This window comes from Marinobacter shunpengi (assembly GCF_045449695.1).
Classification (GTDB): domain Bacteria; phylum Pseudomonadota; class Gammaproteobacteria; order Pseudomonadales; family Oleiphilaceae; genus Marinobacter.
This window is the reverse complement of sequence record NZ_JBJJKZ010000013.1, coordinates 288,747-314,701: the sequence shown is the minus strand read 5'-3', so window position 1 is coordinate 314,701 and position 25,955 is coordinate 288,747. Positions and strand designations below refer to the sequence as shown.

General features: G+C 61.1%; 24 protein-coding genes. 4 read left to right on the top strand and 20 right to left on the bottom strand.

Going from position 1 to position 25,955, the window contains the following annotated elements:
* Positions 1-2: 2 nt before the first annotated feature.
* The 18 genes from ACJO2E_RS10655 to ACJO2E_RS10570 all read right to left on the bottom strand — a co-directional run bounded on the left by ACJO2E_RS10655 (position 3) and on the right by ACJO2E_RS10570 (position 15,178).
* Positions 3-425, bottom strand: a complete 423-nt coding sequence (locus ACJO2E_RS10655; RefSeq protein ID WP_406963850.1) for a hypothetical protein — start codon at positions 423-425, stop codon at positions 3-5.
* Positions 415-1,194 carry a type II secretion system protein gene (locus ACJO2E_RS10650; protein ID WP_406963849.1) on the bottom strand — a complete coding sequence of 260 codons (780 nt, stop codon included), beginning with the start codon at positions 1,192-1,194 and terminating at the stop codon, positions 415-417. The genes ACJO2E_RS10655 and ACJO2E_RS10650 overlap by 11 nt, the downstream gene beginning before the upstream one ends.
* A complete protein-coding gene (locus ACJO2E_RS10645) occupies positions 1,194-1,706 on the bottom strand; it encodes a type IV pilus modification PilV family protein (RefSeq protein ID WP_406963848.1) in 513 nt (170 codons plus the stop codon). Before ACJO2E_RS10645 ends, ACJO2E_RS10650 begins: the two co-directional genes overlap by 1 nt.
* Positions 1,700-2,140, bottom strand: coding sequence for a pilus assembly FimT family protein (locus ACJO2E_RS10640; protein ID WP_406963847.1), 441 nt, complete (start codon positions 2,138-2,140; stop codon positions 1,700-1,702). The genes ACJO2E_RS10645 and ACJO2E_RS10640 overlap by 7 nt, the downstream gene beginning before the upstream one ends.
* An 84-nt stretch (positions 2,141-2,224) precedes the next feature.
* Entirely contained in the window at positions 2,225-2,728 is a 504-nt protein-coding gene (locus ACJO2E_RS10635; RefSeq protein WP_406963846.1) for a prepilin-type N-terminal cleavage/methylation domain-containing protein, read from the bottom strand.
* A gap of 48 nt (positions 2,729-2,776) precedes the next feature.
* On the bottom strand, positions 2,777-3,283 hold the full coding sequence (locus ACJO2E_RS10630; RefSeq protein WP_406963845.1) for a prepilin-type N-terminal cleavage/methylation domain-containing protein: 507 nt from the start codon (positions 3,281-3,283) through the stop codon (positions 2,777-2,779).
* Positions 3,284-3,344: 61 nt separating this feature from the next.
* Positions 3,345-3,857: a hypothetical protein gene (locus ACJO2E_RS10625; protein WP_406963844.1), complete on the bottom strand. Its 513-nt coding sequence runs from the start codon at positions 3,855-3,857 to the stop codon at positions 3,345-3,347.
* A 27-nt stretch (positions 3,858-3,884) separates the two neighbouring features.
* Complete coding sequence (locus ACJO2E_RS10620) at positions 3,885-5,114, bottom strand: type II secretion system F family protein (RefSeq protein ID WP_406963843.1); 1,230 nt, start codon at positions 5,112-5,114, stop codon at positions 3,885-3,887.
* Entirely contained in the window at positions 5,114-6,901 is a 1,788-nt protein-coding gene (locus ACJO2E_RS10615) for a GspE/PulE family protein (RefSeq protein ID WP_406963842.1), read from the bottom strand. Before ACJO2E_RS10615 ends, ACJO2E_RS10620 begins: the two co-directional genes overlap by 1 nt.
* A gap of 1 nt (position 6,902) precedes the next feature.
* Positions 6,903-8,126, bottom strand: a complete 1,224-nt coding sequence (locus tag ACJO2E_RS10610; RefSeq protein WP_406963841.1) for a hypothetical protein — start codon at positions 8,124-8,126, stop codon at positions 6,903-6,905.
* A complete protein-coding gene (locus ACJO2E_RS10605; protein ID WP_406963840.1) occupies positions 8,123-8,962 on the bottom strand; it encodes an ExeA family protein in 840 nt (279 codons plus the stop codon). Before ACJO2E_RS10605 ends, ACJO2E_RS10610 begins: the two co-directional genes overlap by 4 nt.
* A 1-nt stretch (position 8,963) precedes the next feature.
* Positions 8,964-10,661, bottom strand: a complete 1,698-nt coding sequence (gene mshL, locus ACJO2E_RS10600) for a pilus (MSHA type) biogenesis protein MshL (protein ID WP_406963839.1) — start codon at positions 10,659-10,661, stop codon at positions 8,964-8,966.
* Between the two features lie 16 nt (positions 10,662-10,677).
* Positions 10,678-10,965 carry a hypothetical protein gene (locus ACJO2E_RS10595; protein WP_406963838.1) on the bottom strand — a complete coding sequence of 96 codons (288 nt, stop codon included), beginning with the start codon at positions 10,963-10,965 and terminating at the stop codon, positions 10,678-10,680.
* A gap of 31 nt (positions 10,966-10,996) precedes the next feature.
* A complete protein-coding gene (locus ACJO2E_RS10590; RefSeq protein WP_406963837.1) occupies positions 10,997-11,671 on the bottom strand; it encodes a type II secretion system protein GspM in 675 nt (224 codons plus the stop codon).
* Positions 11,668-12,270, bottom strand: coding sequence for a PilN domain-containing protein (locus tag ACJO2E_RS10585; protein ID WP_406963836.1), 603 nt, complete (start codon positions 12,268-12,270; stop codon positions 11,668-11,670). Before ACJO2E_RS10585 ends, ACJO2E_RS10590 begins: the two co-directional genes overlap by 4 nt.
* Positions 12,267-13,172, bottom strand: coding sequence for a biogenesis protein MshI (locus tag ACJO2E_RS10580; RefSeq protein WP_406963835.1), 906 nt, complete (start codon positions 13,170-13,172; stop codon positions 12,267-12,269). Before ACJO2E_RS10580 ends, ACJO2E_RS10585 begins: the two co-directional genes overlap by 4 nt.
* A 196-nt stretch (positions 13,173-13,368) precedes the next feature.
* Complete coding sequence (ssb, locus tag ACJO2E_RS10575; protein ID WP_406963834.1) at positions 13,369-13,914, bottom strand: single-stranded DNA-binding protein; 546 nt, start codon at positions 13,912-13,914, stop codon at positions 13,369-13,371.
* Positions 13,898-15,178, bottom strand: a complete 1,281-nt coding sequence (locus ACJO2E_RS10570) for an MFS transporter (protein ID WP_406963833.1) — start codon at positions 15,176-15,178, stop codon at positions 13,898-13,900. Before ACJO2E_RS10570 ends, ssb begins: the two co-directional genes overlap by 17 nt.
* A gap of 199 nt (positions 15,179-15,377) precedes the next feature.
* On the opposite strand from ACJO2E_RS10570, the gene pomA reads away from it, so the two are divergent.
* The 3 genes from pomA (at position 15,378) to uvrA (ending at position 19,976) form a co-directional block, all read left to right on the top strand.
* On the top strand, positions 15,378-16,142 hold the full coding sequence (gene pomA / locus ACJO2E_RS10565; protein WP_406963832.1) for a flagellar motor protein PomA: 765 nt from the start codon (positions 15,378-15,380) through the stop codon (positions 16,140-16,142).
* Positions 16,143-16,147: 5 nt separating this feature from the next.
* Positions 16,148-17,062 (top strand): MotB family protein, encoded by a 915-nt coding sequence (locus tag ACJO2E_RS10560; protein WP_406963831.1) that lies wholly within the window; start codon positions 16,148-16,150, stop codon positions 17,060-17,062.
* Between the two features lie 94 nt (positions 17,063-17,156).
* The gene (gene uvrA / locus ACJO2E_RS10555) at positions 17,157-19,976 is read left to right on the top strand and encodes an excinuclease ABC subunit UvrA (RefSeq protein WP_406963830.1); all 2,820 of its coding nucleotides are present in this window, start codon (positions 17,157-17,159) and stop codon (positions 19,974-19,976) included.
* Between the two features lie 20 nt (positions 19,977-19,996).
* On the opposite strand, the gene ACJO2E_RS10550 is transcribed toward uvrA, so the two are convergent.
* Positions 19,997-22,018, bottom strand: a complete 2,022-nt coding sequence (locus ACJO2E_RS10550) for an LTA synthase family protein (protein WP_406963829.1) — start codon at positions 22,016-22,018, stop codon at positions 19,997-19,999.
* Between the two features lie 403 nt (positions 22,019-22,421).
* Positions 22,422-23,291 carry a tetratricopeptide repeat protein gene (locus ACJO2E_RS10545; protein WP_406963828.1) on the bottom strand — a complete coding sequence of 290 codons (870 nt, stop codon included), beginning with the start codon at positions 23,289-23,291 and terminating at the stop codon, positions 22,422-22,424.
* Positions 23,292-23,488: 197 nt separating this feature from the next.
* Between ACJO2E_RS10545 and lon the strand changes: the two genes are divergently transcribed.
* Positions 23,489-25,933, top strand: coding sequence for an endopeptidase La (lon, locus tag ACJO2E_RS10540; RefSeq protein ID WP_406964133.1), 2,445 nt, complete (start codon positions 23,489-23,491; stop codon positions 25,931-25,933).
* Positions 25,934-25,955: the final 22 nt, after the last annotated feature.

Below are 25,955 nucleotides of genomic sequence, written 5' to 3'. Positions count from 1 at the left end.
GCCTATTCCTCCCGGACCATGACTTCGACGGTACGATTGGCCTCATCCGGGGCCCCTGCACCGCACTGGCCATCGCTGGTGATACGTACCGCCACGTAATTGTTCCCCTCAATGTCGTAGTCAGGGTCACTACATCGAATAGTGGCGGAGCATCCCGACAGCCCGGATTCGGTAAAAGACACCGTAGCCGGAACATTGGAGCAATAGTCGTTATTGGTCGCCAGCACCTGCCCCACAGCCACCTGGGCGCCGCTTTCTGCCGCAAAAAACGCCCGCTGGGACTGGATTTGCAGGCTGATTGCCTCCCCGGACGACTGCTGCAACTGGGCCATGCCCAGCACCAGAAACGCCAGTACGGTGATGATAAACAGCGCCACCGGCAACCCGGCTCCACGCTGGTGAGTGGACCTTCGGTCAGGGTACATTGCGGATCTGCACCTCCTGACTGACATCAAGGGTTTCCGTGCTGCCGGGGGTGCCCAGTTCAAAGGAAAAGTGGACTACCGCCGCCCGTCTCAGGGTGGCAGGCACGAAGGTGAACTGCGCGTTACCGACCAGGTTTGCCGCCAGGATATCCCGGCGACCATCGGTATACGGATCACCGACATCATAGTTCTGGTAAAGGACCAGAACGCCAGTCTCGGAACACAGGGCCTTGGGACGGGATACCACAAACAGCCGTCGTGTCGGTGAAGTACTGTCAAAACGATGGGCCGACGACAGCGTGACCAAGGCGGGCACGGTAGTGTTGTCAAGATTGGCAATGGTCGGTGAAATGGGCCCCGGGTTCACCACCGGAGCGTTGTAGAAGCGATTGGCTGCTCCTCCGTAGCCATATACCACGGCGCGCAGCCCCGCCCCTCCGGGCACCCGACTGAACGGGATCGCCTCAATGGTGGTATCGCCCGCGGACGGAAGGCTGGTGTAGGTTGTCGCGCCGGCAATTGGCAGCCACTCCAGGCAGTTACTGGTGGGCCCCGTCACCCGAACGGAGAGGGGGAAAGCCTCACGCAGCATGCGGGTAATCTGCTCACCCACCACCACGGCCTTCAGCGACCGTTGCTGACGGTCGCCGGTATCAATCGCCCCGCGGGTGGACAAGGCCACGAACTGCACGGAGATGGTCGCTACAATACCGAGCAGCACAATGACCATCACCAGTTCCACCAGCGTGAATCCGTCGGTACGCCGCATCAGAAATTCACCCTGTAAGCAGCGAAGATATAGTCGTTGCCCGAAGGATCAGTGATAGTGATCCGAATACGCTTGGCGTCCACATCCGAGTTCAGTTCGGACGGCGGGTCAGCCACACAATCCACGTCCACCGAGACCGAGAACTGGTCATAGCCCGGCTCGGCGTTTGCCGGCCCGGCCCAGTACGCCGACGGAGTTTCACCGTTGATGGCATCGTAGTCATCCACGTCTTCGTAGCTGTCCCGATCACGACCGGCAACAACCGTCTTGCGACACCCCCCGGCATAGGATTCGCCCGCCGGAGCATCCTCGTCAAAGGGTCGGGCCAGGATCTCGTCCATATACCGCTGGGCCAGGGCTACCGCCCGGGTCTGGTTGAGTGGGTCGGCACTGCGCCCGGCAATCAGAGAGAAGGCCCCCACCACGCCGGCAATGGCGATGCTGATAATGACGATGGTCATTACCAGTTCCACCAGGGTGGTGCCTTTCTGGGGTAACGGTCGCACTAGCACCGGTAGACCGCTCCCAGGGGGCTCAGGCAAATGCTATAGGTGGACTCACCGGAAAAGGTGAAGCGGACGGTATTACCACCCGTCACAGGACGCCCGAAGTGATCGAAGGTGATGGGAAAAGTAGCACCAACAACGTTCAGGGTGGTGCCGCCATCTTCGATGGTGAAGGGGTCCCTCGTGCCCACCGTGAACCGGAACTCCCCCGCCACATTGGTCACGGACAGACTGTCCTGATCGGAGTTTCCCGCCAGCGCTGCCTGCTGGGCAAGCAGCGTGGCGGATTCCAGTTGCTGGGTGGCCAGCATGGGGGAGAACGAGGAGCTTCGGGCGAATAGGCCGATGCCAAGCGCCGATAACGCGCCGATCAGGACGATAACCATGACTAACTCAACGAGAGTAAATCCTGTTGAGCTTGAGGGGAGAACCCATTTCATACGGATCCCTCAATAAGCCTCATTATCAAGCGTCCATCCAGATTCAACCTACCGGAGATTCCTAACTATGACTCAGGTTGCTTCTCAACACCCGGACACATCAGCAGTGACTACCGGAGCGGCCGTAATCGGTGCCGTGTTCTCTGTATCCGCATCGGCAGCCGTATAGGTCACTTGGCAGGTACCCCCGGTGTAGCCAACGATGGTGAAGGTTGCGGTCGTACCTCCGGCATCAGCGTTACCTGTTACTGCATAGTCATTTGTTGTATCAATATCCGCAGCGGCAATGATTCCGTTCGTGTTAGCGGTCGGGTAACCGTTCACCATTTCGACTGTCTGACCATCCAGGTTAACGCTCTCACCAAGTCCGGCCCCATCAGCCACCTGACGGGCATGGGCTATGGAGGATGCAGATTTCATTGCACCAGCCAGACCCTGAATCGAGGCCTCGCGGGCGTCGCCGCCAAAGTCCGCAAACCGCGGCAAAGCAAAGGCCGCGAGGATGCCCAGAATCACAATCACCATGACCAGTTCGATCAGGGTGAAGCCTTTTTCTTTCTTAGAGGCGATTGCATTAATAGCTGTCATGGTATTACTCCGGTTTTTCAGTGACTGATCCAAGTTTTCAGTTTTTGGTTATGGACTAATCGTTGTGACGATTTCGCCGTTGTCGGCGTTGTAAGTAATGGTGCTGCCCTCGCCGTCAAGCTGGTACGTGTAGGTACAAATGGTGGTTCCCGCTGACGCTGAATAATCGGTATCCGTACCCGTGCTTACTGTCGGCGCATTCGATTGTAAAAGCGCATTCCACACTTCCACACACCGGTCGTTGGTCATCGTTGTGCTGTTGGCGTCAGATCCCGCACTGATGGGCCAACCGTCATCACTGACGTCGACATCGTCATCACCGAAGCCAACCACATCCGTAGTGGCAGTCGTTGTTCCATTGGCGACCCACTGAGCTTTGACCAAGGCAACCCCCGCACTCAGGGCACCCGCCGTCCCCTGAATACTGGATGCATGGGCCTGCTCAGAAAGCGATGTAAATCTCGGCAAGGCAAATGCCGCCAGGATCGCCAGAATGGCGATAACCACCACCAGCTCTATAAGGGTGAAACCCCACTCCTGTTTTTTAAAGCTCATCTGTCGGCCCTCTTTGTTGCGACATTTCATTAATTGTCTCATGCATGCACTTTAGTGCGTTCTAGTCAGTTTCGCTTACCTGATCGCTGTCAATCTCTACCAGCTTGAGACCAATGACCCGTTTTCCCGTGTTTTTACCGTTTTTTGCAGTTCCGGCGTAATCCAGCCGGACCTGCCAGATAAATCGCCCCCCTGGCTCCCTGCGACGCCCCTCCACCACCAGTGACTGTGCCGGCTGGTAGACGAGCCAGCGACGTTCAGTGTCGAAGCACCACCCCCTGTCATCCGGCGCCAATGCCGTACAGCGTTGCTGGGGCCACGGCTCGTCCTTGTCCTGCTGCAACAGGGACAGCGGATTCAGCCCCTCCAGCGATGCCAGGGTCTCGTCCCTGACCAGCGCGGCCTCTGCCCCCCTGACCACCAGGGCGCTACGCATCTGGTTCAGCATCAGCCTGACCGATTGCCGCTCTGCCCTTGCCGTGGTTTCTTCCAGGGCGTCGAGCAAGAACCAGACCGCCACGCCCAGCACCGTTAGTGCCACCAGCCACCGGAAGCGGCGGCGATTGTCGGCCATGACCCGGCCCTCGGCACCCAACTGTGGCTACCCCCGCCCCATGGCGGCCGCCCCCAGGTCCCAGATGGGCAGGAACACCCCCAGGGCCAGGATCAGGACCAGCACCCCCATGGCGACAATCAATATGGGCTCGATGGATTCCGCCAGACGCTTGAGTCCGAAATCCACATCCTCATCGTAGAAATCCGCCACGTTGTTCAGCATCTCGTCCACGGCACCGGTCTCCTCCCCCACGGCAATCATCTGCAGGATCAGCGGGGTGAACATGCCACTGTTACGGGCGGTACGAAGCAGACTCTCCCCCCGTTCAATGCCCTGTCTCATGTCCCGGATATGGGTAGCGATCCAGGCATTGTCGGTGGCGTCCGACACCACCGTCAGGGCATGGGTAACGGGCATACCCGCTGCCAGCATGGTGGCGAAGTTCCTGGAAAAGCGGCTCAGGGTGATCAGTTCCAACAGCGGCCCGATAATGGGAAGCTTGAGTTTGTACCGGTCCCAGGTCAGCCGGCCCTGTTCGGTCTGCTTCCATTGCCTTACCAGCAGCCCGATGACAGCGACGACAAACAGCAGGACATACCAGTAGCCGATCAGGAAATTGGAGGTGCCCACAAGCACCTGGGTCAGGAACGGCAGGTCCGCCCCCAGCTTGTTGAACACGGCTGCGAATTTGGGAATCACCAGGAAGTTCACCACCATCAGGGCGGCCAACAGCGCCACCACAACAAACATCGGGTAACGCATGGCCTGCTTGAGCCGGCGTCTGGTGTCCCGCTCCAGTTCGAGGATGTTGGACAGCCGCTTGAAGGCATCGTCCAGCATCCCGGTGTTCTCACCCACATGGATCATGGCGATGAACAGGTCGGAAAAGACCGACGGGTGGGCCTGCATGGCCGTGGCCATGTTGGCGCCGCCTTCCAGCCGATCAGTGACGTCATCCAGGGTCTCCGACAGCACCGGCGAACGGGTGGTTTCCGCCAGTCCGCGCATGGTACGGATCAGGGGAATGCCGGCACGGGTCAGGGCATGCATCTGGCGGCAGAACACTATCAACTCGTCCAGGGTGATGCGGCGGCGGAACAGGGGGATCCGCTCCAGATGCTCCGACAGGGAGGTGCTCTCCTGCTGTTCTTCAATGGCCAGGGGCGTAATACCACGGCGCATCAGCTCGCCAGCGGCGGCATCCGGGGTTGGTGCCGTCAGGCTGCCCTGCTGCACAGAGCCGGAACTGTCCTTGCCCCGGTAACGAAACAGCATCACTGCCCCTCCGTCTTATCGACGGCATCCTGTACCGCCTTTTCAGCCACGATGACATCACTATCCTCCAGAGAGACGTCGGCTTCGGAGGTGGCCGCCACCCGGGCCACCTCGGCCAGGCTGGTGATACCGCGCAGTGCGTAGTCCATGGCACACAGCCCCAGCGGGCGGTACAACCGGCTTGCCCTGGCGGCCCGGGTAAACCCGGATACGTCCTGTCGGCGCAGGGCATCCAGCATGGCTTCGTTCATCTCCAGCATCTCGTAGACACCGATACGGCCCTTGTAGCCGGTGTTACTGCACTGGTAGCAGCCACGGCCATGGACAAAACCCGCCTCCAGGTCCAGCGGGTCCAGGTCGAACGTATCCAGCCAGACCCGCTCCTGGTCCGTGGGTTGGTAGGGTTCGCGGCAGTTGTCACAGACCTTGCGCACCAGTCGCTGGGCCACCACCCCAAGCAGCGAGCTGGCAACCAGGAACGGCTTGGCCCCCATGTCGATCAGGCGCATGGCACTGGAGATGGAGTCGTTGGTGTGCAGGGTGGACAGGACCAGGTGACCGGTCATGGCCGCCCGCAGACCGATTTCCACGGTCTCGTGGTCCCGCATCTCGCCCACAAGGATCACGTCCGGGTCCTGGCGCAGGGCGGAGCGCAACACATTGGCAAACTCAAGGCCAATACGGGGGTTCACCTGTACCTGGGTAATCCTGGGCAGACGGTACTCCACCGGATCCTCGGCGGTGATGATCTTTACTTCCGGGCGGTTCAGTTCAGTCAATGCGCCATACAGCGTGGTGGTCTTACCGCTACCGGTGGGGCCTGTCACCAGGATCATGCCATGGGGCTTGTGGATCATGCGGCGAAAGTTGGTCAGGAGGTGTTCCGGCATACCGGTGGCGTTCAGGTCCAGGATGCCACTGCTCTGGTCCAGCAGACGCATGACCACCGACTCGCCGTACTGCACCGGCATGGTGGACACCCGCACATCGATACTCCGCCCCTTCACCCGAACGTTGAAGCGGCCATCCTGGGGCAGCCGCTTCTCGGAGATGTTGAGGCCGGCCATCAGCTTGAGGCGCAGGACGAGGGCGGCATTGACCCGCTTCTCCTTCATCACCTGTTCCTGCAGGACACCGTCCACCCGCTGGCGGATGCGGACCACGGTTTCGTCAGGCTCGATATGGATATCGGAACTGCGGGCCTGCACGGCGTCCTCAAACAGGGTCTTGAGCAGCTTGACGACCGGGGCTTCCTCGCTCTCGGATTCCGCCGACAGGTCCGCCAGGTCGAAAGCGTCGTCACCCAGCTCGTCTTCCAGTTCCTCAGCCAGGGAGGCGATTTCCTCGGTGCGCCGATAGACCAGGTCCAGGGTGTTAAGCAGTTCGCTCTCCCGCACCACCGCCTGCTTGACCGGCTGGCGCAGCACCCGCACCAGCTCGTCGTAGGCAAAGATATCCAGCGGATCGGCCATGCCCACCAGCAGCTCACCCCCCTGCTCCGCCAGCACAATGGAGCGGAACCGCCGCGCCTGGGCTTCCGGCAGTCTTTTTACCAGGCTCTGGTCGAACTGGTAGTTACGCAGTTGGACGAAAGGCACCTCCAACTGGCGGGACAGGATATTGAGCAGGCTGTCCTCGTCCACGTAGCCCAGGTCGATCAGCGTACGCCCCAGCTTGCGCCCGGTGCTCTTCTGTTCCTTCAGGGCGGTCTGGAGTTGCTGGTCGGTGATGACCTCGTTCTGGACCAGCAGGTCACCAATCCGGATCTTGCGTCTCGGCTCGGCCATGCTATCCGGCTCCCAATGTCTGAAGACGCTGACGCACGTAATCCGCCAGCGATGGCGCCAACCCCGGCAGGGCGACAGCCTGTCGGTACGCACGGCGGGCGGCGGGGACGTCACCGCGCCCCTCCAGCGCAATAGCCAGGCCCACCCACCAGGGGGCCCGGCTGTTATCCCAGGCGATCAGCTCCGCCCAGTGATTGGCGGCCTGGTTGCTTTGGCCCTGCTGCTGCAACAGGGTGGCCAGGGTTACCCGGTATTCCACATTGTCCGCTACCGACGGCACGCCGGATTGCAGGGTCGTCACGGCCTGGTCCAGGTCGCCATCGGCCAGTATCGCCCGGGCCCGGATCAGCCTGAGGGTAGGATTCCGGGCCGCCAGGTCTTCCGGCACCCAGGACAGCGCCCGCTGGGTATCGCCACGGGCCAGCACACTCCGGGCAAACGCATAGCGGCTTTGGGGCGCGACCTGCGTGTCGGTGATATTGGCAAGGATGGATTCGGCGGCATTCAGGTCCCCTCCGGCCACCAGGGCCCTGATCTCCTTGCTGGCGGACAGGTCCCGCTGTGCCGGTGTCTGCCGGGTCTGCTTGATGTCCGCGCTTGCCGTTACCGGTTCTGAGCTCATCTCATTCGCTGCCTGGCTGACCACAGGCTCCCGTGGCCCGCTGGCGGTGACTTCGGGGGTTCGGGCAACCGCCTCTTTTGCTGGTGCCTGTTCCGTCGCCGGCTCGACATCCGGTTCCTGCTTCCCGGCGGTTTTTGGCTCCGCCGCGGAATCCTCCATGGATTCCGTGGACCGGTCTTCCCGATCAGCGACCGGAACCAGTGGCTTCGGCTCCCACGCTACCGGCGCACCGATATCCTCCTCCAGACCCGAAACCATGACCGCTGTCCCACCGGTTGCCCGGTCCGGTTGACCGGACGCGTCCGGCGTGGCCGATTCCGACGGTGGTTGTACCGGTGATATGGACGCCGTTCCCGCCGGCACAGCCTGATCCAGGGACGCGCCCCTGGCTTCCCCGGCGGAAGGAATGTTGGGGACCGTCGCAAACTGCCAGCCGGCATAACCAACCAGGCCCACGATTACCGTCAAACCGATACCACCGAGGATACTACGGGCCCAGGAGCGACGGGGCTGGGTACCGTTCGCCTGGCCAATATAGGCGGACGGCGCCGGCTTTGCCTGGCGCTGCTCGGCGGCTTTGAGGGCATCGTTCAGCAGACTCATATCCACCTCGCCAGCAGGCCCGGTTGACGGGCGCTTTCGGTATCCCTGACGGCACTGAGGACGTGTCCGCGCTCCACCTGCCGGTCCCCCCTTCCCCAGGCGGCGAGCATGGCCTTGTGGGCCAGCACGTTGACCAGCCGGGGAATGCCGCCGGAGGCGCGGGTGATCACTTTCAGGGCGCCGGGGCGGAACACTTCGGCACCGTTGTAACCGGCCAGGGCAAGGCGATGGCGCAGATACTGGGCCACCGACTCCCGGTCCAGCGGTTCCAGGCGGTAGTGGAAGGTAATGCGCTGCTTGAGCTGCCTCAGGCTGTCCCGGCTAAGCAACACGTCCAGTTCGGGTTGGCCGAACAGAACCACCTGCAGGAGACGGGTACTCTCGGTCTCCAGATTGGTCAGCAGCCTCAAGGCCTCAATGGTGGCTTCGGGCATGGCCTGAGCCTCGTCGATGACCAGCACCGCCGGCGTCTGATCAACGGCCAGCGCAATCAGGCGTTCATTCAGGGACTTCAGCACCTGGTGGGTGTTGGCTCCGGGCTGGATCCGGGCACCCAGCTCCTCGGCCACGGCCTCGTAAAGGGCCTCGGGCGCCAGGTGCGGGTTGGGGATATAGGCGGTACTGGCTTCACCCTCAATCTCGTTCAGCAACAGCCGGCACAATAGGGTCTTGCCGGTGCCCACCTCACCAGTGATCTTGATGAAACCCTCGCGCTGGCGCAGGGCCACCACCAGCAGCTCCAGCGCATCACCATGGCTGGGTGCCCGCAGGAAGTAGCGGGTGTTGGGCGTCAATGCGAACGGTGCTTCCTGCAGTCCGAAGTGGGTTTCGTACATATCAGCGCGGCCCGCCCTCCGGTTCGGGCTTCGGCGATTCGGACGACTGCAACAGCTCCTGCAGAACCTGCATTCGCTCGCGGCTGGCGGAGATATCGGCGCTCATGGTGTCGGCACCGACCACGATCGGGCGGATCAGGATCACCAGCTCACTCTTGCGGGACTGGAAGTTACGCTGGCGGAAGGCCTCACCCAGAAACGGAATCTCGCTGAAGAATGGCACGGCGGCGTTGTCGTCCTCGCTGATGTTCTGGATCAGGCCGCCGATCACCACAATCTGGCCGCTTTCCGCGCGGATAACACTGTCGGTCTCGCGCACGGTGCTCAGCGCCAGGGGCAGCGTCACGTCCTGGTCGCCAATGGTGATGACCTTGTTCTGGTCATTGACCTCACTCACCGAGGGGTGCACATGCAGGGTGACGGAATCGTCTTCGGAAATCTGGGGCGTCACATCCAGGGAGATACCCGAAAAGAACGGTGTCAGTTCCACCGAGGTAGTGACCCGGTCAGTGGCCGTCACGGAATCGTTCTCGTCGAAATCGATATCGGTGACGAAGAACTCATCGGTCCCCACCTTGATCACCGCCTTCTGGTTGTTCACCGTAGCGATGCGCGGGCTGGACAGGGTTTGCACATTGCCCTGTTCACCCAGTAACTGGATCAGGCCGCTGAAATCGCCGGCCCGGATAGTGGCTGAAAACAGCCCACCGATATCCGACGGACGAATGCTCTGGCCACCCAGTGACTGGGCGGTAAAATAATCCTGCCGACCGGCGGAGCTCTGCACGTCAGACCAGTTGATACCCTGTTGGTAACCTTCATTGAGGGCCACCTCAAGCACCTTGGCCTCCAGTACCACCTGGCGCTGCATGATCAGCTCGGTGCGCTCCAGGTAGTCCCGGACCTGACGCAGGGTCTCACCATTGGCCCGTACCATCACCAGGCCGGCGCCGGGATTGGTGATCACCTGATGGTTATCGGCCGAGCCGACAATCATGGTCAGCGACTCCTTCAGGTCACTCCAGAAATCCGATTCGGTTTCCGTGGAAATTCGGGTACCAACCAGATTACGGGAGCTGCCGGCGTTGCGTTCCGCCCGGTTGCCGCCGCCGTCAAAATCGTCATTGCTGCGGGCACTACTGACCTGACCGGAACTGACCCGGGTCTCGGAACCACCGCTGCGTTTGACGCTCAGGTAGTTGATGGGAAACAGCCGGGTCTGTACCCGATCCGTATCCACCTGGAACAGGCGGCCCTTGCGTTGGATCGACAGGGCATAGACGTCCCCGGCGATGTCCATGACTTCAGGCACGGTCACATCCGTCAACCGCAGGTCGATGGAGGCACTGACCCCAGGGTGCACCACCACGTTGTAGCCAGTGCCTTCCACCAGCGCCTGGAAAAAGCTCCTGGCCTCCACATCACGGGCGTTGACGTCAAACCGCTGCTCCGTCTCCTGCGCTTGCTCCAACGGCGGCAACAGCGCGGCACCAACGTCTTCCGGCATGGCCGGTGTTTCGGCCTGACGGGCTTTTTCTTCCTCTTCCCGGGCCTGCTGTTCCGCCTCTTCCAGGGTCTCGTCGATGGCACGGGCGGATTCCGTGGACGTCGCCTGCCCGGTTCGCATCAACGGATTGCTGGCACAGGCCGTCAATGTCAACGCCAGTATTGCCAGGGTACCGTGTCTTGTCAGTGTCATAGCCACTCGCTGTCGGTTACTTGGAAGTCCGGATTGCCGGTGGTGACGCCAGGCGCACTTCACGCACCTGGCCCTGCACCACCAGCTCCACCCGACCGGGATAGATACGCCGCACGCGAACCCCATCGAACGTTTCACCTTCTCTTCTTGGCACACCGTTAATCACCGCCACCCTGCGCTCCGGCCCGTATAGTATCGAGGCCAGTGCAAGCTGCCGCGGTTCCGCCGCCGGTGGTGGAGGCACCTGTTGTCCGGGTGGCCGGGTCGGATCCTGCAACGCCATGGCGGCCAAAGGCGCAGTCATCAGTACGATCACAATCAGCAAACGTCCCACATCACACCCCCAGCCACGCAGGTTCCAGACTCAGGGTCCGCACCCGGATGCGGGCAGAGCCACTGGGCCACTCGGACGCGTCATACTCCACCATGACCCAGCCCAGGCGCTCGTCCATCGCCTCCAGCCGTTCCAGGTACCTCAGTGTCTCAAGGTAGCCACCGGACACCAGGATATCGACCTCATGGGCGTACAGCAGTGTCTCTGGTTGAGCTCCCCCCGACTCGGGTGACTCCTGTGCAACAACCGGCTTCGGGGCCAGCAACTCGACACCGTCCAGAGACAATCCCTTCTCGGTGGACAGCATGTCCTGCAGCATGATGACCATGTCCCGGGGCGGGATAAGCTGCCCGGTGGTGTCGGTGATCTGCTGGTCGATCTGTTCCAGGCGACGCTGCCGGGCCTGCAACGTCTGCCGCAACAGTGCCGATGGATCCCGGGCCAGTTGCTGCTCCAGCTCCGCCTGGGTGGCCAGTAGCTGGTGGCGTTCGGAGCGAATATCGTTCAGTTGCGCCTGGTGACGCCCGGCCCGTTCCAGTGATGGGCCAATCCAGAACTGCCAGCCAGCCAGCAGGATCAGCACCGCGACGGTCAGCAGGATCAGCGCCCGCTCGCGCACCGGTCGCTCGTCATACCAGGTGGACACCTGATGCCAGGGGTTACGGGCATCACTCATCGGGAGCCCTCCTCGTCGCGAGGGGTGGACACCCGGAATTCAATCCAGGGGTGGTCTTCGGAACGGGCCAGTTCGAACCGGCCAAAGACCTGTCCGGTGAAGGCCGGCTCTTCCCCGAGACGCTCCAGATAGACTGGCACCAGGGTGCCGGCACGGGTCCGACCTTCCAGCGTGACATGGTTCTGGCGCAGTTGCAGGCCGGTGAGCCAGAGCTCCTGGGGCACCTGCCGGGCAAGCGCGGCCATGGGTGCGGCGAACCCGTCGGAGCGATTGTCGGCCAGGCGCTCGACCCGCTCCAGCAACTGCTGACGCCGGGACAGGGTGTCGGTCACCCGCTCCACCGCCCGTTCCAGTTGCGAGTCCGGTTGACGGCCCTGGATTTCCGATGTCAGGCGCTCAATGGCCTGCTGTATCTGTTCATTACCGGATCGCTCCGCTTCCAGGGCCTGCGCCAGCCCGCTAGCCCGCTGGTGGGACCAGCCACCCGCCAGCAATACCAGCGCCAGCAGAACCACCGCCAGCAAGGCCACATTGGTGGCGGTCATCCATTGTCGGCGGGGGCGGAAATCCGGCTTGTACAGGTTGACCTGCTGGATCATGCGTCTCCCTCCGGCAGACTGAGACCGGCACTCCAGGCCACCAGGCATCGGCTGTCCAGTTCCTCTTCCAGGCCCAGCGCCGCCCAGTCCAGGTTGCACGCACTGGCGGCCAGGTAGGAACCGAGCATGGAGGTCAGGGGCAGCATGCTGTCCCGGGCCACCAGGTTGATCACCGGCGGCGGCACCTGGCCCAGTTGGCTTTCGTAGTAGTCCAGCGAACGCTGCATTTCCAGTGCCAGGGACTGGACTGCAGCCTCCTGACTGGATACGTCCCGCAGTTCATCGGAGGTCACATCCAGGCGCCGGGAAAGATAGAGGGTGTCGCCCTGGCAGATCACCATATGACCATACCGGTCCCTCAGGTGCACCAGTGCCGCCCCGCGACCGGAGTCGTCCAGACGGCTGACCAGGCGACGCAGGGCCAGCTCGGCGATATCGATCCGCTGCAGATCCAGATCGGCCTCCAGGGCCAGGGAAACCAGGTCCGTGATCAGGGTCCGGCGCACCGCCACCACATTGACCAGGTCACCGCGACCACGGGCCGCATCCCGCGGAAAGGGGAAGACATCGCAGACAGCGTCCGATGGACTGAAGTCCAGGAAATCCTTGAGCTTCCACTTCAGCGCATCACCCAACTCCTCATCCTCGATGCCTTCCGGACGGTCAAGCTGGAATACCTGGTACTGGTCCAGGGGCAGGATAATGGTGGTTTCCGCCCCCCCATGGCGACCAGACGAAACAATCCCCCGCAGGGCTGCCAACCGCTTTGCCGGCGTACACTCGACAAATCCGGACTGCGAACCGCCGGCCCAGGCAATACCATCCGGCCGGATCTCCAGGGAGAGCCGTGGACGACTGGAAGAGGAACTGAAAAGTTTCTTGAATCGATCAGCCAGAGACACGCATACCCTGCTTGGTCACTAATTGGAATATGTCTTTTATGGCTAACATTCTAGTTAAAGAACCGCATATGGAAATATGACATTCAGCATTATTTGACAGGCTTTTGCACTTCCGTAACAAAAAAGCCCCCATATATGGAGGCTTTATACGCACATTTATTAACGCGCCATTTGTTTGGCTCGATATCCGTTATCTTCAGAACGGAATATCGTCATCAAAATCATCCACCGGTTCCGGCATGCTGCCCTGACCGCCACCGGGCTGGCTGTAACCGCCGCCCTGATTGCCCGCAGGTGCCCCGTAGTTGCCCTGAGGGTTACCCTGGGCCGCCGGCTGCGGTTGTGACTGCGGCCGCCCCTGAGGGGCACCCTGGTTCATTCCGCTGTTGTCACCACCCCGGCTGTCCAGCATCTGCATCTGGCCATTAATGTCCACCACCACTTCCGTGGTATAGCGGTCCTGGCCGTCCTGACCCTGCCATTTGCGGGTCTGCAGCTTGCCTTCGATATAGACCTTGGAGCCCTTGCGAAGGTACTGACCGGCTATTTCCGCGATCTTGCCGAACATGACAATCCGGTGCCATTCGGTCTTGGGGACCAGTTGACCGGTCTGCCGGTCCTTGTAGCTCTCGTCGGTGGCCAGGTTCAGATTGACCACCGCGTTGCCGTTTGGCGTATAACGGGTTTCGGGGTCCTGCCCCAGGTTCCCGATCAGAATGACCTTGTTAACACCTCGTGCCATGATTCACCCCTGCTCTGTCGTTGTTCATCTCTGACGCTCCATCGCCAGCATCGTATTCCTGCAACTCTACCACGAATTCATCCCCGTCCCGATCCCGGTAGCGCGGGGTCGACATGGTACCAGCCACCACCAGCCATGCTAGCAGCACCAGCACCATCAGGCCGAATACACCGTCGACACCGGCCCAGCCAGCCATGGCGCCACCCGCGGCACCCCCGAGGAAGGCACCAAAGAACTGTGACGTGGAATAGACGCCCATGGCGCTACCCTTGGCGCCTGCCGGCGATTCCTTGCTGATCAGCGATGGCAGGCTGGCCTCCAGCAGGTTGAACGCCATAAAAAAGAAGAACAGCCCGAACCACGCCGCCGTCAGGGTAACGGCCCATTGCCACAGGGCCATGCTGGCCAGTGCCAGCAGCGCCACCGCACCACAGAGAACGGCTTTCATCTGGCGTTTCTTTTCACCCAGGATAATGAACGGCACCATGGCGAAGAAGGAGGTTACCATTACGGTCAGGTAGAACCACCACATGTCGTCCATCGCCAGCCCGAGCCCGTCGGACAGCATCACCGGCACCTGGATAAACAGGGCCGTCAGGGCCAGGTGCAGGGCAAAGATACCGAAATCCAACCGCAGCAGCCGCTGGTCCCGCAACACCTGCCCCAGCATTTCCCGGGCCGGCAGGTGCTCGCCTTCAGTCACCATGGCCGGGGGATCCGGCACCAGCTTCCAGACGATCACCATGGCCACCAGGGCCAGCACCGCCGTGAGGTAGAAGAGCCCCGCCAGGCCCGCGAACTCACTCAGCAAAGGCCCCAGGATGAGTGACAATGAGAAAGACAGCCCGATGGTCACACCGATGCTTGCCATCGCCTTGGTGCGCTGTTCCGCCCGGGTAAGGTCGCTGACCAGCGCCATCAGCACGCTGGCAATGGCCCCTGCCCCCTGCAGGGCGCGGCCGAGGATAACCCCGAAGATATGATCGGACGACCCGGCCACCAGGCTGCCAAGCGCAAAGATAACCAGGCCTAGGTAAATGAGGCGCTTGCGGCCGAACCGATCCGACATGGCCCCGAAAGGAACCTGCAGGCACGCCTGACTGAGCCCGTAGACACCGATGGCCATACCCACCAGCATGGGGGTGGCACCCACCAGTTCCGGCCCCAGCAGGGCGAAGACCGGCAGCACCATGAACAGGCCCAGCATGCGCATGGAGTAGACGGAAGCAAGGGCAGCCACGGCCCGACGTTCAGAATCGTTCATCAAAATGTCGCAGCGTGAGAATGAAAGCCGCCAGTCTACCAGATGAACCCGGCAAATTTGCGCATCTGGTCATGGGCTGGGTCAACGTTGCGATACCAGGACCATCTTTCTAAGCTTGTCACGTCGTCCGACCTTTTATCTGTTCAAGGCGGGCGCCCCTGATTACAATTCGCACACATTTCTCATCGGGTAGTACATTGTGGATCTAGCAACCTTGATAGGCCTCGTCGGAGGCGCCGTCATCATTGGTATGGCAATCATTCTCGGCGCTTCTCCAGGTGTGTTCATGAACGCTCCCTCGGTACTGATCGTGGTACTTGGAAGCCTCTCGGTGGTGCTGGCCAAGTTCAGCTTCAGGCAATATTTCGGCGCCCTTAAGGCGGCCGGGCGGGCCTTCTCGTTCAAGCTGCCGGACACCCAGGACCTGATCGAGGAACTGGTGGATATCGCCAATGTCGCCCGCAAGCAGGGCGTACTGAACCTGGAAGGCCGCGAGGCCAGTTCGGAGTACCTGCAGCAGGGCATCCAGCTCCTGGTGGACGGCCAGGCCGCCGATACCATCAGGGAACTGCTCAACAAGGAACGCGTGCTCACCATGGACCGCAATCGGTTTGGCGCCAAGGTCTTCCGGGCCCTGGCGGATGTGGCGCCAGCCATGGGCATGATCGGCACCATTGTCGGCCTGGTGCAGATGCTGTCGAACATGGAAGACCCCAAGAGCATCGGTCCGGCCATGGCGGTAGCCCTGCTGACCACGCTGTACGGCGCCATGATCGCCACCATGATCGCGAACCCCATCGCCGACAAGCTGGAGCTCCGTCTGACGGAGGAAGCCCGGATGCAGTCCCTGGTCTCGGATGCCCTGGTGGCCATCCAGAACGGCCAGAACCCGAGGGTGATCGAGCAGTTGTTGTCCAGCTACCTGCCACCGGCAAAGCGTGACACGGCTGAATCCGGAGCCTGACCCCCATGGACGATCTACCCGAAGAGGAAAAACCGGGCATCCCGGCCTGGGTGGTGACCTTTGCCGACCTGATGTCGCTGCTAATGTGTTTTTTTGTGCTGCTGCTCTCCTTCTCGGAGATCGACGCCATGAAGTTCAAGCAGATCGCTCAGGAAATGTCGAACGCATTCGGCGTGCAGCGGGAGGTGGCGGCGGTGGACATCCCGCAGGGTACCAGCCCCGTGTTCCAGCACTTCACCCCCGGAAAGCCCGAGCCCACCGATCTGGATGAGGTCCGACAGAGCACCACCGAAACGGACCCGTTCCTGGATCGTGAACCGGGCACCCAGCCCGGGGAGCAGGCAAAAGGGCAGGCTACCGCCTCGGCCATGACGTTTGCCAACGACCTGGCAGAGGTGCTGGAACAGGAAATCACGGCGGGCCAGCTCGACGTGCAGGCAGACCCGGGCAAGCGTCAGATCATTATGCGGATTGAGGAACGGGGGTCTTTCGCCTCCGGATCCGCGGAGCTGACCTACTCAATGGTTGATCTGCTCTATCGCATGAGCAAGGTACTGGTGGACATACCAGGGGATCTGACCGTGGAAGGCCATACGGATGACGTGCCCATCGGCAGTGGTGGCCGCTATGAGTCAAACTGGAACCTGTCCGCCGACCGGGCAGCGGCGGTGGCGAATGCGCTGATTGAGGCGGGGCCACTGGATGAACGACGCTTCCGGGTCATGGGGCTGGCCTCCACCGAGCCCCGCCGGCCCAATTCGTCGCCGGAGAACCGCGCCCTCAATCGTCGTGTGGAGATCATCATCGACCTGTCGGATGATCCCGGCGAAACCCCGACCACCCTGGACGAACTGCCGCCGGACATCCTGGTGGAACCGGACCGCACACCCGCCCCGTCAGGGGAAACACTGACCTGGTAACCGACACCGGATCACCCCGGACGCTTGGCCAGAGACCTGAAGCCGGTATACTGGCGTATTCCCTTGCTGAGAATCGAATCGCCAGAGGAGCATTATGGAGTCCATCCAGGTCAAAGGCGCACGCACGCATAACCTGAAGAACATCGATGTTGAGCTACCCCGGGACAAGCTGATCGTGATCACCGGGCTGTCCGGGTCGGGCAAGTCCTCCCTGGCATTCGACACCCTCTACGCGGAAGGCCAGCGTCGGTACGTGGAATCTCTCTCCACCTATGCGCGGCAGTTCCTGTCGATGATGGAGAAGCCGGACGTGGACCACATCGAGGGGTTGTCTCCGGCCATCTCCATTGAGCAGAAGTCCACCTCCCACAACCCCCGCTCCACCGTGGGCACTATCACCGAGATCTACGACTATCTGCGCCTGCTGTTCGCCCGCGCCGGCGAACCCCGGTGCCCGGACCACGGCCAGCCGCTGGAGGCCCAGACCGTCAGCCAGATGGTGGACCAGGTGCTGGCCATGCCGGAGGGCAGCAAACTGATGATCGTGGCGCCAGTGATCCGCGATCGCAAGGGCGAACACCTGCAGGTCATCGACACCATGCGCAGCCAGGGGTTCATCCGCATGCGGGTGGATGGCTACGTCTACGACATTGACGACGTGCCGCCCCTGGACAAGAAAAAGAAGCACTCGATTGATGTGGTGGTTGACCGCTTCCGGGTGAAAGAAGGGCTGGAGCAGCGCCTGGCGGAAAGCTTCGAGACCGCCCTGGAACTGGCAGACGGCATCGCCCTGGTGGCCGACATGGACAGCAAGCAGGAGGACGTTACCTTCTCCGCCCGCTATGCCTGTACCCAGTGCGGCTATTCCCTGAGCGAACTGGAACCGAAGATCTTCTCCTTTAACAACCCCGCCGGAGCCTGCCCCACCTGCGACGGCCTCGGCGTGCGCCAGTTCTTCGATCCCGAGAAAGTGGTGTACAACCCCGGTGCCACCCTGGCAGCAGGCGCGATCCGGGGATGGGACCGTCGGGCGGTCTACTATTTCCAGATGCTCACCAGCGTGGCCGAGCACTATGGCATCGATATGGATACCCCTTTTGCGGATCTTCCTGAAGACTTCCAGACGGTGGTCCTGCACGGTTCCGGCAAGGAGGAAATCCCTTTCCGCTATGTAAACTCCCGTGGCCATATCATGGAGAAGGAGCACCCGTTCGAAGGGGTGCTGCCCAACCTGGAGCGCCGCTACCGGGAAACCGAATCCCAGAGCATGCGCGAGGAGCTCGCCCGGCACCTGAGCACCCAGCCCTGCAAGGACTGTGGCGGTTCAAGGTTGCGCCGTGGTGCCCGCCATGTCTTCATTGATGAACACAACCTGCCGGACATCACCCATCTGCCGGTGGGGGATGCCCACAGCTATTTCCATGACCTGACGCTGCCCGGCACCAAGGGCGAGATCGCCGAGAAGATCCTCAAGGAAGTACGGCAACGACTCCAGTTCCTGGTCAATGTGGGGCTGGAATACCTGACCCTGGAGCGTAGCGCCGACACGCTTTCGGGCGGCGAGGCCCAGCGCATCCGCCTGGCCAGCCAGATTGGCGCCGGCCTGGTGGGCGTCATGTACATCCTCGACGAGCCGTCCATCGGCCTGCACCAGCGTGACAATGACCGGCTACTGGCCACCCTCACCCACCTGCGGGACCTGGGGAACACCGTCATTGTGGTGGAGCACGACGAGGATGCCATTCGCGCCGCCGACCATGTGCTGGATGTGGGCCCCGGTGCCGGCGTTCATGGCGGCCATGTGGTGGCCCAGGGCACACCGGACGACATCATCGCCAACGACAACTCCCTCACCGGGCAGTACCTCAAGGGCACCCGGGAAATCGCAGTGCCCGCCACCCGCAACAAGGGCAACGGCAAGACCCTGACCCTGACCGGGGCCAGCGGCAACAACCTCAAGGATGTGACCCTGGAGCTGCCCCTGGGGGTGATGACCTGCATCACCGGCGTGTCTGGCTCCGGCAAGTCCACCCTGATCAACAGCACCCTGTACCCTGTGGCGGCTACCAAACTGAACAAGGCCACCAGCCTGACCCACGGGCCTTACAAGTCCCTCCAGGGCCTGGATAACCTGGACAAGGTCATCGACATTGACCAGAGCCCCATCGGCCGCACGCCCCGGTCCAATCCAGCCACCTACACCGGCATCTTCACACCGGTGCGGGAGCTGTTTGCCGGCACCCAGGAAGCCCGCAGCCGGGGCTATAAGCCGGGCCGCTTCAGCTTCAATGTGAAAGGGGGACGCTGCGAGGCCTGCCAGGGCGACGGCATGATCAAGGTGGAAATGCACTTCCTGCCGGATATCTACGTACCCTGCGATGTGTGCAAGGGCAAACGCTACAACCGCGAGACCCTGGAGGTGCGCTACAAGGGCAAGAACATCCACGAGGTGCTGGAAATGACCGTGGAGGAGGCCCGGGAATTCTTCGACCCGGTGCCATTCCTGGCCCGCAAGCTGCAGACCCTGGTGGACGTGGGCCTGTCCTACATCCGCCTGGGCCAGAGCGCCATCACCCTGTCCGGCGGCGAGGCCCAGCGGGTCAAGCTGTCACGGGAACTGTCCAAACGGGACACCGGCAAGACCCTGTACATCCTCGACGAGCCCACCACCGGCCTGCACTTCTACGACATCCAGCAGCTACTGACGGTCCTCCAGCGGCTACGGGACCACGGCAACACGGTGGTGGTAATCGAGCACAACCTGGATGTCATCAAGACCGCCGACTGGATCATCGACCTGGGGCCGGAAGGTGGCTCCGGTGGTGGTGAGATCATTGCCGAAGGGACGCCCGAGGACGTGGCGCACAACAAGCGTTCCCATACCGGGCGGTATCTGAAGTCACTGGTTGGCTGAAAGCCGGTGCCCAGGGCTGTTTACCGGGCAGCCCTGAGTCCTTGCTGAGCCATCGGCAGTACCTGGGAACGCAGATAGTAATCCTGCAGGCGGTGATACTCCTCGGCCCAGCGGGTGCTGAATGGCACCTGCGCCTCCGGCTCTGGCCCGCTGTACAGCGGATTGTCCTTTACCCATGGGTAATACCATTCCGCCCCACGACTGAACGCGCCATACTGATTAATGACGCGTTCCGCATTATAACCGATGTTACTGACCCCCTCCGTGGCAAGCAGGTTTTCCCCACCCAGAGTAATGTAGTCCTGATCCGACAGGCTGAAATGATACAGGGTCGGAAACATATCGCGGTGGGAGCCAATCCGCATGGGGTCATAGCGGTACGTTGTATTGCTCAGGATCGGCTCCGGTATGCTCAGGTAAAAGGGCACGGCGTACGCCAGGCCATATTCCGTTGGCTCTTCGGTACTGACGTGACGCACACGGTGGTCGCCAGTCACCGCTATTACGGTATTGTCCTTCAGTTGCTCCGACCGCTTGATACGATCAATAAACTGCCCCAGAGCATCGGAGGCGTACTGGTAGGTAGTAAGCACCACTTCCGCCTGTTTCTCCTCAAACCCCATCAACGAAGACAGGCGTTTGCTGACGGCTACCGGCTTGGCGTCGTAATAAGCCGGTACTTTATAGGGCGAGTGATTGGTCACCGTCATGATAAACAGCAGGGTCGGTTCTTCCGCGCTTTCCAGAATCCTGTTCGCGAACCGAAACAGGTAACCATCAGGCACGCCCCAGGTGCCGGAGTACTGCGCCGCCTCTGGGAAGACCTCGAGAATGTCGTTCTCATCGTAGACGCGATCAAATCCCTGTACTGGCAGGTAGTTAGACAGATTTCGCCACATACCGTTACCGCCATACAGGAATGCCACGCGGTACCCTGCCCGCTTATAGGGCAGAATCGCGGAGCCCCGCAGCGCCTTGTTCTGAACCGATGAGTGACTGATGGTCGCCACCGGACTATGGAACAGGGTCATGACGATACTGTCGATGGTCCCCGAAGTGCCCGCCATAAAACGCCTGAACAGGAAACCTTGCTCCAGGTGTGGCCGGAGACTGCCCAGCAGGTCGTTTTCCGGCAGACGGTCTTCCACCATGATGTTCATCCCCATGCCTTCCATCATTGCCATGACAACGTGGGGAGGGTGCTGCTCCAGATAGGCATTGTTAGGGGTGTGATAAACCGGGGTTGGCTGACCGAGTATTTTTTCCATCTGCGCGGTCAGTTCGTTTTCGGAGACGGGCTCAAACCGGCGTTGTTCCTTGTAGTCGGAGGTGGCCCAATCCAGTGCCATGAACACGTTCGGCGTGATCATATTCAGCGGCCTGTATTGGGAGACACTCGCGTGGTAACGCTTCAGCGGATGGCTATCCAAAGTTCCACGCGCCACGACAAAGGTCACCAGCACCATCGACAGTACCGCCAGGGACGTAACACCCCAATGCCAGTATGCCCTTGGGTTTACAAGCCCCAAAGCACCGCGCAAAAACCACCGGGAAGACAGATACGCCAGTAGCCCAACAGCCATCGCTAACAACAAGCCGCGGATAACCGGATAATCCTGCCATATATTGATCAGTACAGCTTTAGAGTCATCTTCCCATAAACCGAAGACAAACAGATCCACGTAACTGCCGTAGGTCTGATAGTAATAATAGTTACAGACACAGCCGACCACATACAGACTGGCAATCACAACGTGATAACCAACCGCAAACTTCAGCCACCGCTGATAAGCCCGGTGAAAGGCAGCAACCATAAGACCGCTGAGCAGTAGAGGGGAGTAGGCTATCGCCGTTACCTTGGCATCAAAACGACCACCAACAAAGAATGCCCGCCATATATCATCACCAATGCCCTGCTCTGGCAGCGAGCCCTGCACACTGATAAAAAACAGATAACGGGAAATCAATAAAATACTGAATGAGAAAACAAAGAACTGCAGTAACAGCAGGGATAGCTGACGAAAGCGGGATTGGTACTTCATTGCACGGCTGATCCTGACAAAAGTAATATCTGGTCGTTATTGCACTAACGCACCAGACGTATATCAGCACCACGGATCTCGGGAGGTATCATGGATATCCAACGAATCAAGAGTTCATATTGCTCAAAGGCCTGAGCACCGGAATCCTGATACGCGACTGATAGTTCCCGGTGAACAACAACCAGCGTATACAGCGCGGGGCATTCGGAGGGGGTCAGGAGCGTCAAGGTTAGCAGGTCGCTATTATAGCACCACGGTCATGTAGCTGTCACATACATATGTTCGCAGGCAGGTGAGTCATGGCTGCCACCCGCAACTCTGGCTCAAGACGTCTCGCCACCTGCCTGCCCTCCTCATGCAGGAGGGGATTGGCCAGGATCAAAAAGACTACGGCAAAGCGTGTTCAATGCATCAGGGTATACAGCTTTCGCCGATAAGTCCGCACATCCGGGTTGTTGTTACCCAACTTCTCGAACAGCTCCACCAGTGTTGTCTTGGCGATGCCGTCCTTGTAGTGGGGATCGGTCTGCATCAGGCGGATCAGCAGGTCCATGGCCTCGGCATTGCGGTCGTTCAGGGCGTACTGCATGGATAGCTGGTGCAGGGCGTCCGGGTCTTTCGGGTCCTGCTCCAGGGCCATTTCCAGATCCTTGATGGGGGGCAGTTCACCGGCCTGGCGCAGGATATTCAGCCGGGCCGCCAACTGCTTGGCCTTGGGCTGCAGCTTCTCTTCCGGCGGCAGGCTTTCCAGCACCTGCTCGGCGGTATCCAGGTCGCCCTGCTCCGCCTTGATCTGGGCCAGGTCGATCAGCACCTTGAGGTCGTCCGGGTTCTGCTGGTTGAGCTGGCCGAAGATGGCCAGGGCGCCGTCCAGGTCGCCCTCTTCCCATAACCGGTGAGCCTTGTCGTAGGGCGCCTCCTGCTCCTCGGCCTTTTCCACATGCTGCTCAAGGAGCTTGCGCACCTCGCCTTCCGGCAGGGCGCTGTTGAAACCGTCCACCGCCTGGCCGTTCTTCACCAGGATCACCGTGGGCAGGCTGCGAACCCCCAGGCTGGCGGTAAGCTGTTGCTGCTCATCGGCATTCACCTTGGCCAGCAGGAAGCCGCCATTGTACTCGTCCGCCAGCTTTTCCAGGATCGGCATGATCTGCTTGCAGGGCGCACACCAATCCGCCCAGACATCCACCAGGATCGGGGTGGATTGAGAGGCGTCCATGACCTTCTCCTGGAAGTTGTCCATGGTGGCTTCGAAGATAAACGGCGAATTGCTCATGGCAAGAGTCCTGTCTGGTCCGGTAAGTGGTTACGAAAACTATCCTGTACATGGTGTCATTGGTACTGAATTCAAGCCAGGCCGCATCCATTGCCAACCTTGAATTCCCATACCTTGCCGCTACATAGCAGGAGAGACCCATGATCAGGCCGGGCCCGTCGCCCGGTAATCCCATTCGCGAGGACATGAGGAAGACAATGGCCGACGACCAGCAGCACGACCAACCGGAAGACGACATCACTGAATACATTGGCCGCGACGAGAACACCGGCACCAGCCTGGTTCTGCCTGGCGAGGCCCGCCCGCGCCGCATGTACGTCATTCCGGTGTCCAACCGGCCCTTCTTCCCCGCCCAGGTGCAGCCGGTGATGGTCAACCAGGACCCCTGGCACGAGACCCTCAAGCGGGTGGGCGATACCGAACACCACATGATGGGCATCTGCTTTGTTGAGGATCCGGACCCGGAGCGCAGCATTCCCGCGAGCGAGGAACTGGAGACCATCGGCTGCGCGGTCCGCGTTCACCACGCCCAGCAGGAAAGCGGCAAGGTCCAGTTCATTGCCCAGGGTCTGACCCGTTTCCGCATTACCCAGTGGTTGCGCCGCAAACCACCCTACCTGGTGGAAGTGGAATACCCGGACGAGCCCGAGGAGCAGGCTGACGAGCTGAAGGCCTACACCCTGGCCATTATCAGCGCCATCAAGGAACTGCTGCGCTCCAATCCGCTCTATGGCGAGGACGTGAAGCAGTATCTGTCACGCTTCGGGCCGGACGACAGTTCACCCCTGGCGGACTTCGGCGCCTCCATGACCAGTGCCCCCGGACGTGATCTGCAGGATGTGCTGAACACCGTACCACTGTTGCGCCGGATGGAGAAGGTGCTGGTGCTGATGCGCAAGGAACAGGAGGTGGCGCGCCTGCAGGCTGAGATCAACGAGGAAGTGAACGACAAGGTGCAGAAGCACCAGCGGGAATTTTTCCTGCGGGAACAGCTCAAGGTTATCCAGCGGGAGCTGGGTGTTGCCAAGGACGACAAGACCGCCGATATCGAACGCTTCCGGGCCCGCATGGACAAACTGGAACCCAACGAGGATGTGCAGTCCCGGTTCGACGAGGAAGTCCAGAAGCTCCAGGTGCTGGAACAGGGCTCCCCGGAATACGGCGTCACCCGCAACTATCTGGACTGGATCACCCAGGTGCCCTGGGGCATTACCTCCCAAGACCATTTTGACCTGGGCCATGCCCGCAGGGTGCTGGACCGGGACCACGACGGCCTGACCGACGTGAAGGACCGGATCGTGGAATTCCTGGCGGAAGGCACCTTCAAGGGGGAGATCTCCGGCTCTATCCTGTTGCTGGTAGGGCCGCCCGGTGTGGGCAAGACCTCCATCGGCCGCTCGGTGGCGGAAGCCCTGGGCCGGGAGTTCTACCGTTTCAGCCTGGGTGGTATGCGTGACGAAGCCGAGATCAAGGGCCACCGCCGCACCTACATCGGCGCCATGCCGGGCAAGTTCGTGCAGGCCCTGAAGGACGCCAAGGTGTCCAACCCGGTGATCATGCTGGACGAAATCGACAAGATCGGCACCTCGTTCCAGGGCGACCCGGCCTCGGCCCTGCTGGAAACCCTGGACCCGGAGCAGAACCGGGACTTCCTGGACCATTACCTGGACGTACGCCTGGACCTATCCAAGGTGCTGTTCATCTGCACCGCCAACCAGCTGGACACCATTCCCCGGCCGCTGCTGGACCGGATGGACACCATCCGCCTGTCCGGTTACATCACCGAGGAAAAGCTGGCCATTGCCAAGCACCACCTGTTGCCCCGGCTGCTCAAGCGGGCGGGACTGCTGAAGAAACAGCTCAACATCACCGATGCCGCCATGCGTCAGGTGATCGAGGGCTACGCCCGGGAATCCGGCGTGCGGAACCTGGAAAAGCAGCTCCACAAGATTATCCGCAAGGGCATCGTCAGACTGCTGGAAAATCCGGACCAACCGGTGAAGGTGGGTGTTTCCGACCTGGAGGGTTTCCTGGGCCAGCCGGCCTTCCGCAAGGAGAAAGCCCTGAAGGGCGTCGGCGTGGTCACCGGCCTGGCCTGGACCGCGATGGGCGGTGCCACCCTGAGCATCGAGGCGTCCCGTATCCACACCAACCAGCGGGGCTTCCGTATGACCGGCCAGTTGGGTGACGTGATGAAGGAGTCCGCGGACATCGCCTACAGCTATGTGTCGTCGAACCTGAAACGGCTAAAGGCGGACCCGGCCTTCTTCGACAAGTCCTTCGTGCACCTGCACGTTCCCGAGGGTGCCACGCCTAAGGATGGTCCCAGTGCCGGGGTCACCATGGCCACGGCACTGCTCTCCATTGCCCGCCGGGAGACCCCGGCACAGGGCATCGCCATGACCGGCGAGCTGACCCTGACGGGGCAGGTGCTACCCGTGGGCGGTATCCGCGAGAAAGTGATCGCCGCCCGGCGTCAGAAGATCAACACGCTGATATTGCCGGAAGCCAACCGTGGCGATTACGAGGAGTTGCCGGACTACCTGCGGGAAGGCCTGACGGTACACTTTGCCAGGCACTACAACGATGTGTATCAGGTGTGCTTTGGTAACAAACCCAAAAAGGGCGCAAGCGTTCACTAAAGCAGTCGCGCCCAGCACGAGC